This is a genomic window from Acinetobacter sp. YH12094 (assembly GCF_013419295.1).
In the GTDB taxonomy this organism is placed as follows: Bacteria; Pseudomonadota; Gammaproteobacteria; order Pseudomonadales; family Moraxellaceae; genus Acinetobacter; species Acinetobacter amyesii.
On record NZ_VPAK01000021.1, the window covers coordinates 19,009 to 33,461 of the forward strand.

Annotated in this window: 16 protein-coding genes; 6 read left to right on the plus strand and 10 right to left on the minus strand. The window is 43.7% G+C overall.

The features are described from left to right. Positions 1-62: 62 nt before the first annotated feature. Together lptG and lptF are read right to left on the minus strand one after the other, a co-directional pair. Positions 63-1,133: an LPS export ABC transporter permease LptG gene (gene lptG / locus FTU34_RS13610; RefSeq protein ID WP_180035950.1), complete on the minus strand. Its 1,071-nt coding sequence runs from the start codon at positions 1,131-1,133 to the stop codon at positions 63-65. A 1-nt stretch (position 1,134) separates the two neighbouring features. Next, a complete protein-coding gene (lptF, locus tag FTU34_RS13615) occupies positions 1,135-2,235 on the minus strand; it encodes an LPS export ABC transporter permease LptF (RefSeq protein ID WP_180004700.1) in 1,101 nt (366 codons plus the stop codon). Positions 2,236-2,394: 159 nt separating this feature from the next. Here lptF and FTU34_RS13620 point away from each other — a divergent pair, with 159 nt between their 5' ends. The 4 genes from FTU34_RS13620 to FTU34_RS13635 all read left to right on the plus strand — a co-directional run bounded on the left by FTU34_RS13620 (position 2,395) and on the right by FTU34_RS13635 (position 5,282). After that, positions 2,395-3,843, plus strand: a complete 1,449-nt coding sequence (locus FTU34_RS13620) for a leucyl aminopeptidase (protein WP_180035949.1) — start codon at positions 2,395-2,397, stop codon at positions 3,841-3,843. Beyond that, on the plus strand, positions 3,836-4,243 hold the full coding sequence (locus FTU34_RS13625) for a DNA polymerase III subunit chi (protein ID WP_078189457.1): 408 nt from the start codon (positions 3,836-3,838) through the stop codon (positions 4,241-4,243). Before FTU34_RS13620 ends, FTU34_RS13625 begins: the two co-directional genes overlap by 8 nt. A 39-nt stretch (positions 4,244-4,282) precedes the next feature. Next, entirely contained in the window at positions 4,283-4,921 is a 639-nt protein-coding gene (locus FTU34_RS13630) for a hypothetical protein (protein ID WP_078189458.1), read from the plus strand. 142 nt (positions 4,922-5,063) lie between these two features. Beyond that, a complete protein-coding gene (locus tag FTU34_RS13635; RefSeq protein WP_180035948.1) occupies positions 5,064-5,282 on the plus strand; it encodes a hypothetical protein in 219 nt (72 codons plus the stop codon). Positions 5,283-5,344: 62 nt separating this feature from the next. Here the strand turns inward: FTU34_RS13635 and FTU34_RS13640 are convergent, their stop codons facing one another. From FTU34_RS13640 to glnK, 7 genes are all read right to left on the minus strand, one after another. Beyond that, on the minus strand, positions 5,345-5,890 hold the full coding sequence (locus tag FTU34_RS13640) for a VTT domain-containing protein (protein ID WP_078189460.1): 546 nt from the start codon (positions 5,888-5,890) through the stop codon (positions 5,345-5,347). A gap of 112 nt (positions 5,891-6,002) precedes the next feature. Continuing rightward, positions 6,003-6,662: a riboflavin synthase gene (locus FTU34_RS13645; protein ID WP_180035947.1), complete on the minus strand. Its 660-nt coding sequence runs from the start codon at positions 6,660-6,662 to the stop codon at positions 6,003-6,005. A gap of 33 nt (positions 6,663-6,695) precedes the next feature. After that, the gene (locus FTU34_RS13650; RefSeq protein ID WP_078189462.1) at positions 6,696-7,988 is read right to left on the minus strand and encodes a DNA adenine methylase; all 1,293 of its coding nucleotides are present in this window, start codon (positions 7,986-7,988) and stop codon (positions 6,696-6,698) included. After that, positions 7,985-9,088 carry a bifunctional diaminohydroxyphosphoribosylaminopyrimidine deaminase/5-amino-6-(5-phosphoribosylamino)uracil reductase RibD gene (gene ribD, locus FTU34_RS13655; protein ID WP_180022077.1) on the minus strand — a complete coding sequence of 368 codons (1,104 nt, stop codon included), beginning with the start codon at positions 9,086-9,088 and terminating at the stop codon, positions 7,985-7,987. The genes FTU34_RS13650 and ribD overlap by 4 nt, the downstream gene beginning before the upstream one ends. Before the next feature lie 36 nt (positions 9,089-9,124). Continuing rightward, positions 9,125-9,583, minus strand: a complete 459-nt coding sequence (gene nrdR, locus FTU34_RS13660) for a transcriptional regulator NrdR (RefSeq protein ID WP_067763170.1) — start codon at positions 9,581-9,583, stop codon at positions 9,125-9,127. 138 nt (positions 9,584-9,721) lie between these two features. Further along, entirely contained in the window at positions 9,722-11,128 is a 1,407-nt protein-coding gene (locus FTU34_RS13665) for an ammonium transporter (RefSeq protein WP_180022078.1), read from the minus strand. A 61-nt stretch (positions 11,129-11,189) separates the two neighbouring features. Further along, positions 11,190-11,528 carry a P-II family nitrogen regulator gene (gene glnK / locus FTU34_RS13670; protein ID WP_067763174.1) on the minus strand — a complete coding sequence of 113 codons (339 nt, stop codon included), beginning with the start codon at positions 11,526-11,528 and terminating at the stop codon, positions 11,190-11,192. Positions 11,529-11,806: 278 nt separating this feature from the next. Here glnK and FTU34_RS13675 point away from each other — a divergent pair, with 278 nt between their 5' ends. Further along, positions 11,807-12,034, plus strand: coding sequence for an accessory factor UbiK family protein (locus FTU34_RS13675; protein ID WP_078189551.1), 228 nt, complete (start codon positions 11,807-11,809; stop codon positions 12,032-12,034). 66 nt (positions 12,035-12,100) lie between these two features. Further along, positions 12,101-13,591 carry a YifB family Mg chelatase-like AAA ATPase gene (locus tag FTU34_RS13680; protein ID WP_180022079.1) on the plus strand — a complete coding sequence of 497 codons (1,491 nt, stop codon included), beginning with the start codon at positions 12,101-12,103 and terminating at the stop codon, positions 13,589-13,591. A 43-nt stretch (positions 13,592-13,634) separates the two neighbouring features. On the opposite strand, the gene FTU34_RS13685 is transcribed toward FTU34_RS13680, so the two are convergent. Continuing rightward, positions 13,635-14,366 carry a TorF family putative porin gene (locus FTU34_RS13685; RefSeq protein ID WP_180035946.1) on the minus strand — a complete coding sequence of 244 codons (732 nt, stop codon included), beginning with the start codon at positions 14,364-14,366 and terminating at the stop codon, positions 13,635-13,637. Positions 14,367-14,453: the final 87 nt, after the last annotated feature.

The window sequence follows — 14,453 nt, forward strand, 5'->3', positions numbered from 1 at the left end:
TCTATGTGACAACCATGGTTTATCTAGGTCATCAACATTGTTTTACTCAATCTTGCATGCACTTAACGTGCGCGGTGCAGCAGATAGCCACCCGCTACAAACATCAAAATAATTGGTATAAAGACGAACCATGCAGGCGATGGTGCGTACACCAAACTTGCATAACCTAAGAAATCTTGTAAGTAGTAAAAGCCCAGTCCAGCAAATAAGGCAATCACCAAGCGGAAACCCATCGACTGTTGACGTAAAGGTCCAAAAATAAAAGAACACGCGATCACCACCAAGGCAATTAAAGTAAAGGGTGAACCAAACTTTTGCCAAAACGCCAATTGGTAAGTCTTCGGGACTTGGCTATATTCATGCATATAGCTCATAAAGCTCACCAATTGACTCGGTGATAGGTCTTCAGGATCAATGGTAACCATATGCACATATTTGGGTTGCAAGGCCAATGAAAGCGGCTGTTCAGCATTTTGCTTCGCCACGGCATCACCCGTCGCTAAGAGATCGACTTGGGTTGAATTTTGCAGCGACCAAGAGCCATTTTTGACAAAATTCCCTTGCTCCGCATCCAAAGTGCCTCGCAAACGATATTTTTCATCAAAATCAACAACCTGAACATCTTTAATTTGACCTTGCGAATTAGCATAGTCAATATAAATAAAGCGCTGGCCTTCACGTGACCAATAGCCTTTGACTTCGCCCAGTTCAGCCGCAGTGCGGTGACTTTTGACGCTTTTGGCTTGTTCATTGGTATAGGGAATGACCCATTCGCTTAATGCAAAGGATAAAACCACCAAAATGAGTGCCGAACGAATCACCCAGCCCACAATCCGCCATAGGCTGATGCCGACCGAACGCATCACAATCAATTCACTGTTTGAAGCTAGAGTCCCTAAACCCAGTACTGCACCAATCAAGGCTGAAATCGGCAAAATTTCATATAAATAATTCGGTGAACTCCATAACACATACTGCAAAGCATTCCATGCGTTATAGCCTTCTTTCAGCGAGCCCAATTCACCTAAATAAGTAAAAAGCACTTGTAAGCCAGCCAATACCGCGGTCGCACCAAGCATGGCTAAAGCAGTAGTTTTGGTCACATGTTTTGCAACTATACGACGTGCCAACATTTTAAGACCTCACTCGCTGAATTTGTTTCTTAATTTTGGGCGCTAATTTTTGTTTACGCGAGAACAATGCCGCTGCAATGCCGTAAATTACCAAAACAAGTGGATAAGCCCAGATGCCCATTTCTTCTTTACTGATCCGCGTTTTGATCGCCATTAAAGCCACGATTAAACTGGCAAAAATAAGTAAGGCTGGGAACAGTTTTAGGTAACGCCCTTGACGAGGACTTACCTCAGACAAAGCAGTGGCAAGCAATAACGCCACCAAAATAGCGAACGGCACAAAGATTCGCCAACCAAGTTCACTGGCAACCACAGGATCATGACGGTTATCCCATAACTTCGAGGTTGGTAAAGCTTCTACTTCGGTACTTTCAAATTTTGCTTCTTTATCATTTTCTAAACGTAAACGATAACTTTGGAATTCAGCTTGAGAATAACGCGGTTGCCCCGGATAGATTTCGTAACGGCGGCCTTCAACCAAATCAACCACATTGGCATTGTCATCGGGCACTTCGACGCGGGTCGCTTCTTTTGCCAAAATAATGACATCAGGCTTGCCCTCTTTTTCTGCACGCTGATAAAAGAAAATATCTTTTAAGTTTTTACGGTCTTCTGACAAGTCCCCTGCATAAATGGTATAGGGCCCAGAGGAAATAAACTCTTTCGGTCGAACCAAGTCAAAGCCTGTTCGTACCGCTTGCGAAGTCGTTAATGCTTCAAACTGACGGATGCCCCAAGGCGACGCCCACAGCATCAAAAATGCTTGAACAGCCATAAAGACCACGGTCATCGGCACCAATAAACGTGACAATTGATTACGACTGACACCGCTACCATTGAGCACAGCCATTTCATGATCGACATACAGACGACCAAAGACCAACATCAGACCAATAAAGAAACCGAGCGGAAGAATTAAGGTTAAAAATTCAGGCAAACGGTAGCCAATGATGCTAAATAAAATACTTGCATCTAAACGACCCTGCGCCGCCACACCAAAGTACTTGATCAAACGACCACCCATCATGATCAAGGTCAATAAGGCAATCACAACCAGTGATGTCGACACCACTTGCTTGACCAGATAACGCCGAATAATCAAATTAATTCTTCCAAAAATAGGGCCAATAAAAACTAGCGTTAGTTTACCCGAATGTAGAAAATATAAAACCTATACCCTTGTTGCTCATTGAAACTCTATTCATATAAATGTTTCAATGGTTTAATGGTTTATAAATTTAAAAAGGCATAAATACCGCACATGAAACTTTCTATTAATACGTCATTCCAAGCGAATGCGTCCAGCCAATATTTGTTGATATTAGTAGATTCTGAGCACGTTACAAATGCAGCTACTTCATATCAAATCAATGATTTAGATAATTTAATTGAAGCAACTCAATTTAAAGCAGCACTCAATGAAAGCCTGCCTTTGGTGGCGAACATTGCCGCTTGTCGCAATAGCGCTCTTTTAGGCCTCGGCAAAGTTGCTGAATTACAAGTCAATAAATTTGCAAAAATTGCACAAACTATTATTAAAGCGTCACAAAAAAAATTCAAACAGATCAGTGTCGATATCTCTGCCCTACCACAAGAACAACATTATTTATTTGCACTTAGCCTGACCCAAGCGGCTTATGCCTTTGATGAATACAAATCAAAGAAAAATGAATTTGTTTTGGAGCAGATCCATTTAATCGCTGCTGAAAGTCCATTAACCACTGCACAGCTTGACTTAATTTCTGCAGTTCAATCAGGTCAAAGTTTTACTCGTGACTTAGGTAACCGTCCGGGCAATATCTGTTTCCCTGAATATTTGGCCGAACAAGCTCAAGCACTTGCAGCTGAATTTCCGGATCAACTCAAAGTGACTGTACTCGATGAACAGCAAATGGCTGATCTCGGTATGGGTGCTTTCCTTGCTGTGAGTAAAGGTTCTGACCGTCCAGGCCGTATTATTACCATCGAATACCTTTCAAATCGTGAAGAAGCCCCTGTAGTGCTTGTTGGTAAAGGCGTGACTTTTGATACGGGTGGTATCTCACTTAAACCAGGTGCGGGCATGGACGAAATGAAATTCGACATGTGCGGTTCTGCATCAGTTTTGGGTACCATCCGTGCGCTGTGTGAAGCGAAATTACCGATTCATGTGGTCGGCGCAATTGCTGCTGCAGAAAACATGCCGTCTGGTCATGCCACTCGCCCGGGCGACATCGTGACAACCATGAGCGGTCAAACCGTTGAAATTTTAAATACCGATGCCGAAGGTCGTTTGGTTCTGTGCGATACCTTGACCTATGTAAAACGCTTTAATCCTGCACTGGTGATTGATATTGCAACCCTCACTGGTGCATGTGTTGTGGCATTAGGTTCAGTCCTTACCGGTATGTTCACTCCGGATGATGAACTTGCGGCTGAATTGACTGCTGCGGGTCAACATAGCTTTGACCGCGTATGGCGCATGCCAGTGATTGAAGATTATCAAGAACAACTTGATTCTCCATTTGCAGATATTGCCAACATTGGTGGTCCAAAAGCAGGTTCTGTGACCGCTGCATGTTTCCTTCAACGCTTTACGCGTGAATACCGTTGGGCGCATTTAGACATTGCTGGGACTGCATGGAACTCAGGTGCAAATAAAGGCGCAACAGGTCGTCCTGTACCATTATTAATGCAATTCTTAGCGAATCGTGCTCAATCGAATGGCTAAAGTTAGCTTTTATTTATTTGAAAAAAGTCCTGAACGACAAGTCGAAAGCACTTGTCGTTTATGCCGTAAGATTCTGCGTCAGCCTGTACGTATTTGGCTACATTGTGCTGACCCAGACTTACAGCAACAACTTGATGAACGCCTGTGGAGTTTCGATCACACAGGTTTCATTCCCCATGGTATCGATCAAGCCGAGGCAACGGTCTGTATTTCTGCCCAATTGCCTGAGCAAGCCGACTGGATTGTGTTTAATTTTAACGATCAAGCACTTGAACAGTTCGCAAGTTTTAGTCACATTATCGAAATTATTGAAAATAACGAACCCGCTAAAATTATCGGGCGTGAAAAATATAAACAATATCGACGTTTGGGCGTTCAACCACAGACCCACAAACTTTAACGTGATATTGGTTTTACCCTATTTGCAAGGAGATGCACCATGGCATTGAATGTCGGTCCAGACTTTAAACAGCGCTGGTTAAAAGTACCTGAAGCTATTCGTCAGACCTTTATTGATGACCTTGGTCGCGTTTGCGATGTACTCAATCCCAGTACAGACATTCAACAATGGCTGGTCAATGACCAACAGCAGCAGCAAGTGTCTTTTGACAAAATTGAGTCTGCCTATGCAGATTTGAAAGCACAGCTGATTGAAGATGCTCGCATTCGTAAACAATTGGCTTTAGAAAAAGCCTTAGAAGAAAAACGTGAAGCTGAACAAGCCTATGCAGAACAACTGAAACGTGACGAAGAGTTACGCTTTGCTGCACAAACGCAAGCGCTCACCATGATGCAGCATAATCTTGATCGTGAAGTACAACACTATGCCGCTCGCTATCATAAAAATCCTGAAACGGGTTTAGCAGGATTAAGCCAAAGCTTATCGGTCAGCGAAGGACAAATGTTGTCAGAACTTGAAAGTGTACGCGTGCGTTTGGAACTTGAGGCAGAAACGCAAATCGAAATGGCAGTCAGTGATTTCCGTGCAAAATTGAAAGCTGCAGCACAAGAAGAAATTGACTATATCTTAGAAAACTCCAATTTTTCGACAGAATCTACATCATCCCAAGCATCGTAAGCTGTCGATCGAAATCTGGTCACTGTCATTAAACTGACATGTATTTGCAACATGATGTTCATATGGCTGAAGCATTGTCCCTCAAAATACAATGCTTCAGGCATCCTAAAAATATAATCATGCATCCAGATGGGAATTCAATATGGACATCATTCACCAGATTACCCAGAAAATATCCTCTCTATCTGCTGGAGAACAATGGGACATTCGTGCCAAAGATCTTTGGCTGAGTCATTCAGACTTTCATAGTATTTCGGTGTATCTCAGCCGTGAATCAGAAAAAGGTGGTTTTAGCATTCAGCAACTGCCCCGCAGCTCGATTTTTCAAACCCTTGATGTGGTGACCGTTACAAAACACTAAGTTGTCATCGACTCCATAAAAAAAGCCCACAACAGTGGGCTTTTTTTATGTCTAAGTTTGGCTTAGACCAAATCTGCAACTGCAGAAACGGTATGTCCTAGGAAATAACCAATACCAAGTAATAATCCAATCCAGATGAAACCACCCAGCACGTTATAGAACATAAATGTACCGAGGCTCATGCGCGCAGACCCAGCGGCAAAAGGCGCAAAAGAACGTACAAAAGGTACAAAGCGTGCGACTAAAATCGTTTTACCGCCATGCTTCATAAAATATTTATTGGTTTTGACCATATATTCGGGCTTAAAGTAACGTGTGTGCTTATTAAAGTACTTAATGCCTAACACGCTGCCCGTATAGTAATTGACGCAGTAGCCCAAGACCGATGCGACAAATAACATCAGCCCCATGGTGTGTAAATGCACCACTTCCGTTGTTGAGCATAATGCGCCGATGGCAAGCAACAGGCTGTCTCCTGGCAGGAAGAACATAAATACTGAACCCGTTTCTGAAAATATCACCAGAAATAAAATGGCATAAATCCACACACCATAATTTTCCAATAACATGGGTAACCACTGTTCCAGATTCAGTAAGAAATCAATCATTATCACCTGTCTGATTATTCATCGTATTTGAAATACCGCGACGCATTATCACCAAAAATAAAAAAACAGTCTAATTTTTCAATCAGACTGTTTGGTTTTCTTCGGTATCAACTTATTTCAAGAAGCCATTTTCAGCGAGAAAATCTAAGCTAATTTTAGATTGCGCCGTGGTCTCAGCGGCTTTATCTCCGAGCAATAAACGCTCAATATAACGTGCTAAAACATCCACTTCCAAGTTCACTTTAGCCCCAGCTTTCCACGTACCGATATTGGTTCGTTCAGCCGTGTGCGGAATTAAATTTAAGCTCAGCACATTGCCACGTAAATGGTTAATCGTCAGGCTAATACCATCCACGGTCACAGAGCCTTTTTCTGCTAAATAGCGTGCAATTTCTTTCGGTGCGGTCACTTCAAAATAAATTGAACGTGCATCTGAACGAACTTGAGTGATTTCACCCACTGCATCGACATGACCACTGACAATATGTCCACCAAAACGCGTGGTCGGCAACATGGCTTTTTCCACATTTACTACCTGCCCTGCTTTCCAGTGTTCCAAGGTGGTCCGATTTAAACTTTCACGTGATACATCAGCTGCATACCAATTGCTGCCAAAGTCAATCACGGTTAAGCAAATGCCATTGGTGGCAATAGAATCTCCCAAATGCACATCCGACATGTCTAAATCTGTCTGGATACGCAAGCGGACATCGCCACCCACGTTTTGAATGCTTTCAACTTTACCTAGACTTTCAATAATGCCTGTAAACATGTTCAATCCCTGAAAAATATGGGGCGATGATTTTTACCACAAATCAAGTTGCGTACTCACACCAGAGGTATCGACACCACCTAATTCTGCAAAATGGTGCAATTGACTCAACAACTGACGGATCGGTGGACCTGATTTGGCATGCGTATCCGTGATGACAATAAACTCTAGTACGCGCGCACGTTCAGACTGACGCTGCTTGCTCACACGGTAACGTGGCACATCTTGCGTCAATAAGCTTACTCGACCACGTTTTAAATTGGCTTGTAACAAATCTGTGGCACTGATATTACCATCGGTTGAATAGCTCGTCAGGATGTAACGTGCATTGATGGTTTCTAATAATTTTTCATAAGCTTCTTTCGCATGCTTCGAAGAATTATATGGACTTGGACGCTCTTTTCGCCATGCACGATCGATTCCGCTCTTAAAACCCTTGGTGTCTGGTGTTGGTAAATCCACCTGATCCCATAACGTTAAGGCATTCAACACATGGTAGTTACTGCTATAAGCATGTTGGTTATATGGTGGATCGAGATAAGCCACATCTACTTCAAAGCCGCTCATTTGATTGGCCAAATGCTGTGCGTCGACACACCACATTTCAGCAGCGGGTTTTTTCGGATCACCAATTTCACAAAAACGACTTGGGGTCAGCCATAACAATGAACCGATACGATCTAAGGCTGCTTGGGTTTTACCACCCCAACCATGATGAAAGCTTTTAAATACACCGCTGGTATTGCTGACAAAACTTGCTGAATACAATAACGGTGCCAACAAAGCACTCATTTCCACATCATCAATCGCGCCTTGAGCCTGCCAAGTTGCAATTTGCTGACGAATCGCATCGATACGCATACCATTACGACGTTTAAAGAATAAACGGTCACGTGCCGGATCGTAGATTTCATCATTACGTGGACACAAGTTATGGGTCACCCAACCTTTAACTTCTGGCAAACGGTTCAGATAATCAATCGCTTTCTGATAGCCACCCAACTCTTTAAAAGCAGGTGCTTCAACGCAAGAGAGAATCGCGCTGTTCAAGGCATGGCTGTAGGGTTCCCAGTCATTGGCAATAACACGATAGCCGTTTTGACGAGCCAACCGTGATACCACACCCGAACCTGCAAAAAAGTCTGCAAATATCGGCGCACGACCATCTTCGCGTTTTAAGGTTCCCGTTTGCTCAAGTGCTTCTAAAATCAGATGTAATAGGCGGCGTTTGTTTCCCAAATAAGGAACCAACTGATGGAAAAGATATTCGTCTGTGGTACGAGCCGCATGACGACGTTTGTGATAAACCGTAGACTCTGAATTCATAGCGTCTCTTGAGAAGGGATTAACCTTAAGCGGATGTCATCACCCAATTGAGTGACATCTTTCAGCTTAAATCGAAGCTGCTCTGCCATGCGGTCAAATTCCGCATTAAACATCGCACGTGCTGACTGACCCAACAAGGTCGGTGCAACATAACTGATCATTTCATCGATCAAATGTTCTTGTAAGAAAGCGGTCGAAAGTGTCGCACCAGCTTCCACAAGTACATCATAAATTTGAAACTGTTGAACGCATGCTGCTAACAGATCGGCCAAAGGCTGAATTTCAAATTGTACCACGCCCAAGTCAGCAAGTTCCTGACGATATGGCCCCATGACCATCACGGTTTCAGGTTGCTGCAATATTTTTGCGCTTAATGGCAAGCGGCCTTGACGATCTAGCACGATACGTTTCGGCTGAACCACGTTACGCATGTCAACAGCGTCATCGAGCTGACGTACGTTGAGTAAGCAATCATCGGCTAATACTGTTTCAATCCCAGTAATCACAGCACCTGATATCGCACGCCAATGCTGTACATCTTGTCGCGCCATTGCACCCGTAATCCACTTAGACTCACCTGAAGCCATGGCTGTTCGCCCATCAAGGCTCGATGCGACTTTGAGGCGGACATAAGGCATGCCCCTCGCCATGGCTTTTAAAAAACCCAAGTTCAATTGATGCGCTTCTGCTTCACAAATACCCGTAATCACTTCAATGCCAGCATCACGTAGGATTTGTACACCTTTACCCGCAACCAATGGATTCGGATCGGGACAGGCCACAACGACTTGAGCAACACCTGCTTCTACCAAGCCTTTGGCACAAGGTGGCGTACGTCCATAGTGTGCGCATGGCTCTAAAGTCACATAAGCGGTTGCGCCACGTGCGGCCTCACCTGCATCACGCATTGCAAAGACTTCTGCATGCGGCTGACCCGCTTTTGGATGAAAGCCTTCACCAACCAATTGACCGTCTTTGACAATCACACAGCCTACATTGGGGTTAGGACGCGTGCTGTATTGCCCCTGCTGTGCCAATGCAATTGCACGCCGCATCCACTGTTGATGCTGCTGCAACGTCACTTGATCTAACTCAGACATGTAATCACTCATGATAAAAATGGAAGCAGATGTGCATTAGTGCTCACGCTGCTGCATTTGTTCAATTTGACGACGAAAAGCTTCTACATCTTGGAAGTCTTGATACACAGAAGCAAAACGTACATAAGCCACATGATCTAAAGCGAACAATGACTGCATGACAATTTCACCAATGGTGCGTGATTTCACATCACGTTCACCCAAACGGCGAATTTGCAATTGAATATCACTGAGTACCGTTTCAATTTGCTCTTGCGTTACTGGACGCTTTTGCAAGGCATGCATGAGCGAGCGGCGGAGCTTGGCTTCATCAAAAGGTTCGCTCTTTGAGTCAGACTTGATGACACGCGGCATCACCACTTCATAGCTTTCAAAAGTTGTAAAACGTTCACCGCAACTAATACATTCACGGCGGCGGCGTATCTGACAGCCTTCAGCAGCAAGACGTGAGTCAATCACTTTACTGTCTTCAGCGTTGCAAAATGGACAATGCATAGCGGTTAAATTGAACAAATCCGAATGGATTTAGAGTGTAGCAAAAATTTTGAAATTTGTAGAGCTTTACGCTAGATATGGAAAAAAAACAGCCCTTTCGGGCTGTTTTACACAATATATTGATTTACTGTGATCTTATTATTCTACACGTTCGCCATGTTGACTTAAGTCTAGACCCATACGTTCGTCATCAGCTTCAACACGGATGCCAATCACTAGATCAATCACTTTCAAGATAATGAATGTCATCACAGCTGAGTAAGCAATTGTCGCTAGTACACCTTCGACTTGAACCCATAATTGATGCATTAAGTTGCTCGGTGCTTTATCACCCATGATGAATTCGCTGGCAAAGAATGCTGTAAGGATCGCACCCACGATACCACCTACACCATGTAGACCAAACGCATCCAAAGAGTCATCCGCTTTCAACGCACGTTTCAGCGCAGTAATCCCCCAGAAGCAAACCACACCACCGATCAGACCCATCGCTAAAGCGCCGCCAACGGTTACGAAACCTGCCGCAGGTGTAATCACCACAAGACCTGCTACCGCACCAGAAGCACCGCCCAAGACAGACGCTTTACCACGAACCACTTTTTCAGTAATTAACCATGCCACTGCTGCTGCCGCTGCTGCAACTTGTGTTACCACCAATGCATAACCAGCGGAACCATTTGCACCCAGTGCAGAACCACCGTTGAAACCGAACCAACCTACCCATACAAGGCTTGCACCGATGACAGTTAGCGTTAGGTTATGTGGTGCCATAGATTCACGGCCAAGCCCCATACGTTTACCAAGCATGTACGCTGCAACGAGACCCGCAACACCTGAGTTGATGTGAACAACCGTACCACCCGCAAAATCAAGCGCACCGTCGTTACCTAACCAACCACCGCCCCATACCCAGTGGGTAATTGGTGCATAAACCACGACACTCCAAATTGCGATGAACGCAACGAAAGCACCGAATTTCATACGTTCTGCAATCGAACCGCTAATAATGGCAACGGTAATGATGGCAAATGTCATTTGGAAAATAACAAAAAGAATCTCTGGAATCGTACCGGACAAGGCTTCTGTGGTGATGCCCGACAACATAAATTTGTCTAAGCTACCGATAAAGGCATTGCCTTCACCAAATGCTAAGGTATAACCCACAATCACCCACGTTAAACTCACGACACCCGCAGCAACAAAACTGTGTGCCATGGTGCTGAGTACATTTTTCTTACGGACCATACCGCCGTAAAACAATGCTAAACCGGGAATTGTCATGAGTAAAACAAGTGCAGTGGATACTAAAATCCATGCTGTATCACCTGTATCGAGCTTAGGTTCTTCTTCTGTAGGTGCTGGTTCTGCAGGTGCTGGCGCTGCTTCAACTGGAACTGCAGCTTCTGTTGTATTTAGCGTTGTTGTATTTGCAGTATCAACTACTGTGACTTCTTCTGTAGGTGCTGTTGCGCTTTCTTCAGCCCACGCAACAGAACCACCTAAAAGTGCACTGGACAAGCCGAGTGCAATTAGCATCTTTTTCATTCGTATCCCCCGACCTGATTTTCTGAGTTATTAGCTACTCAGCAAACTTCATGCCAATTTTTTAAACGGCATCTGCACCTGTTTCACCAGTACGGATACGGATGACTTGTTCCAGATTGCTTACAAAAATTTTACCGTCGCCAATTTTTCCTGTGCTTGCAACACGAGTAATTGATTCAATTACGGTATCGACCATTTCATCACTGATTGCGATTTCGATTTTTACTTTTGGTAAGAAATCAACCACATATTCAGCACCACGATAAAGTTCAGTGTGACCTTTCTGGCGACCGAAGCCTTTAACTTCAGTGACAGTGATCCCTTGAACACCATTTTCAGAGAGTGCTTCACGCACGTCATCTAATTTAAAAGGTTTTACAATTGCAGTTACGAGCTTCATGTTTTGTTTTCCTTCGGCTTATTTCACCTGTAAGGTTTTATGTTCAATTTTCATGCCAATATGACTACAGTCGGGGGAAAATAGTCAGCCCAGCATGAGATTTCTTTATAACCTATTTTATACGGATAATCTTGCGTATGCTTATAAAAATAGACGTTTTTACTAGAAGAATTACGATTTTACTGATCGATTAAACGCATATTTGAATGAAAGCACTATGGTCATGAATGTGGCGATGTTAAACTGCTGCCACCAAATCACTGAGGATGGTCTAAACAATGATTGAAACCTTATTACAAGCGATATTAGAACAAATCGATCAGCCGAAAAAAGACGTCGAACATAATCTTCGCAGCTTACTCAATGAAGCTGTGAGCAAAATGGATCTCGTGTCGAAAGAAGAAATCGAACGCCAACGTACTGCACTGAATAATGCCAATTTACGTTTAAATGAATTGTTGAAACACGTCGAAGAACTCGAACAAAAAATTCAGAACAAAAAATAAGCACCTTTTTAGTGCAACAAAAGACGCATAACGATTAAAAATAATGCACCATAACGGAACAATAATATGTCTTTTGCCAAAATCTATACTCGGGGTTTGCTCGGCTTAAATGCACCCCAAATTGAAGTTGAAGTCCATGTCAGCCAAGGTCTGCCTTCATTGACCATTGTTGGCCTACCTGAGGCCGCCGTCCGTGAAAGTAAAGACCGTGTCCGCTCTGCGATTATTAATAGCGGCTTTCAGTTTCCGACCAAACGTCTGACCATTAATCTAGCACCCGCAGATTTACCCAAAGATGGTTCACGTTTAGATCTCGCCATTGCTTTAGGGATTCTGATCGCGTCGGGACAACTTCCTGAAAATGCAGCAGATGGTTTTGAATTTATTGGAGAATTGGCACTTGATGGTTATTTACGACCTGTCAGTGGCATCTTAAGTATAGCCATTGCCTGTCAGCATATCGGGCATCATCTGATTCTACCGGCACTCAATGCCGATGAAGCGGCGCAACTGCCGGAGTTCCAAGTCTTTCCTGCGCAGCATTTTAAGGATGTATGTGAACATTTGAGTCGTTCAGCCTTAATCAGCAGCCACCCCTCGACATCGTCAGCCAATCAACACAGTTACCCTTTTGATTTATCTGATGTGAAAGGTCAACTGAGACCACGTCGTGCTTTAGAAATTGCGGCGGCTGGCGGTCATTCCCTGCTATTTCGTGGCCCTCCAGGCACAGGTAAAACTCTACTCGCCTCGCGTTTAGCCAGCATTCTTCCGCCCTTAGATATGCAAGAAAATTTGCAAGTCGCGAGTATTTATTCCATTGCAGGTGCAAATCATCATTTTGGGCAGCGTCCATTTCGTGCGCCGCACCATACCGCATCTGCGATTGCCCTCGTCGGAGGCGGATCAAATCCTAAACCGGGTGAAATCACCTTGGCACATTTAGGAGTTTTATTTTTAGATGAGCTGCCTGAATTTGATCGAAAGGTGTTGGAGGTGTTACGGCAACCACTCGAATCCAAGGAAATTGTGATTTCACGGGCTTCTCGTCAAATCACCTTCCCTGCAAATTTTCAATTGATCGCAGCAATGAATCCTTGCCCATGTGGCTATGCCTTCAACCAAGACAGCCGCTGTCAATGTAGTGCTGAAAGTATTAAACGCTATCAAAACCGTATTTCAGGTCCATTATTAGATCGTATTGATTTACATATAGATGTCCCGCCACTAGCAGCACATGAATTACAAAGTTCGCAAGAGGTTGAAAGCTCAAGTACAGTTAGGCATCGTGTCATTCAAGCTTATGAGTTACAAATAGAGCGTCAGCAAAAATCCAATATGGCACTGACGCCGACGCAATTGGAGCAACAAGCAGTTTTGGATGCTACTGCACAGAATATTTTACACTTAGCCCAGCAGAGAATGAATTTATCTGCGCGTGCTTATCATCGCGTATTACGTGTTGCCAGAACCATTGCTGACTTGGCTCAAAGTGAACACATTCAAGCTCAACACGTTTCTGAAGCACTGTCCTATCGAAGCCAGCTCAATACTTAAAAAAATGGCGACCTAAGGTCGCCATTTTTAATGCTTTTTAAAATTAGAATTCGTATTTCAAGCCAAATACGACTTTATTCTTTTGTTTTTCATCCAGACGGTCATAACCACCCACGATATAATCCATATTTACGCTCGCACCAGTGTCACCCAATGGATGACTTAAACCTGCTGTAAAATGACGGAAGCCAAAGTCTTCAGTGGTTTTTACAAATTCGTCATCATCACCATATGTATATAGGCCCAATGAAGTATTTAGCGTGAAATCTTTTGGCAATGCATAGCTATAGCTGCCTAAGATATACGTATCGCCCTTGTTACCCCAAGTCGTATTTTGAGTTAAGGTTTGCGCAGTTACGCTAAAGTCTTTGTAGTTCAATCCTAAGAGAGTTTCGAAACCATCGGAATCAACATCCGATTCATAGTAGTAATAATACGTACCACCGACGGTATAACCTAAATCTTCAGTAATTTTGCCGTTATAACCTGCATAAAAGTCATGTTCAAAAGAATCACGCCCTTCTTCACCAAGTGCATAATCTAAGGTTGAACCCCAGTAACCTGCATAGAAGCCTGACGCATGGCTATAGTCCAAACCACCTTGAATAGTTGCGCCGCTATTTTCAGGCACATTGGTAATACCACGTAAATTATAGCTAGACAGTACGCCGATATTTCCGGATACAGAATGCTCAGAAGCAGGTGCTTCAGCAAAAGTAAACATCGATGCTGCTCCTAATACAGCGATTGATAAAGCTTTAAGTGCAAATTTCATGGTTTGTTCCCCCACATCGTGCGACGACGTATTTTTTGGTTATTTCGTTGAACTCAATGAGGTATTAGCAAGCGCTGTGCCATGTTT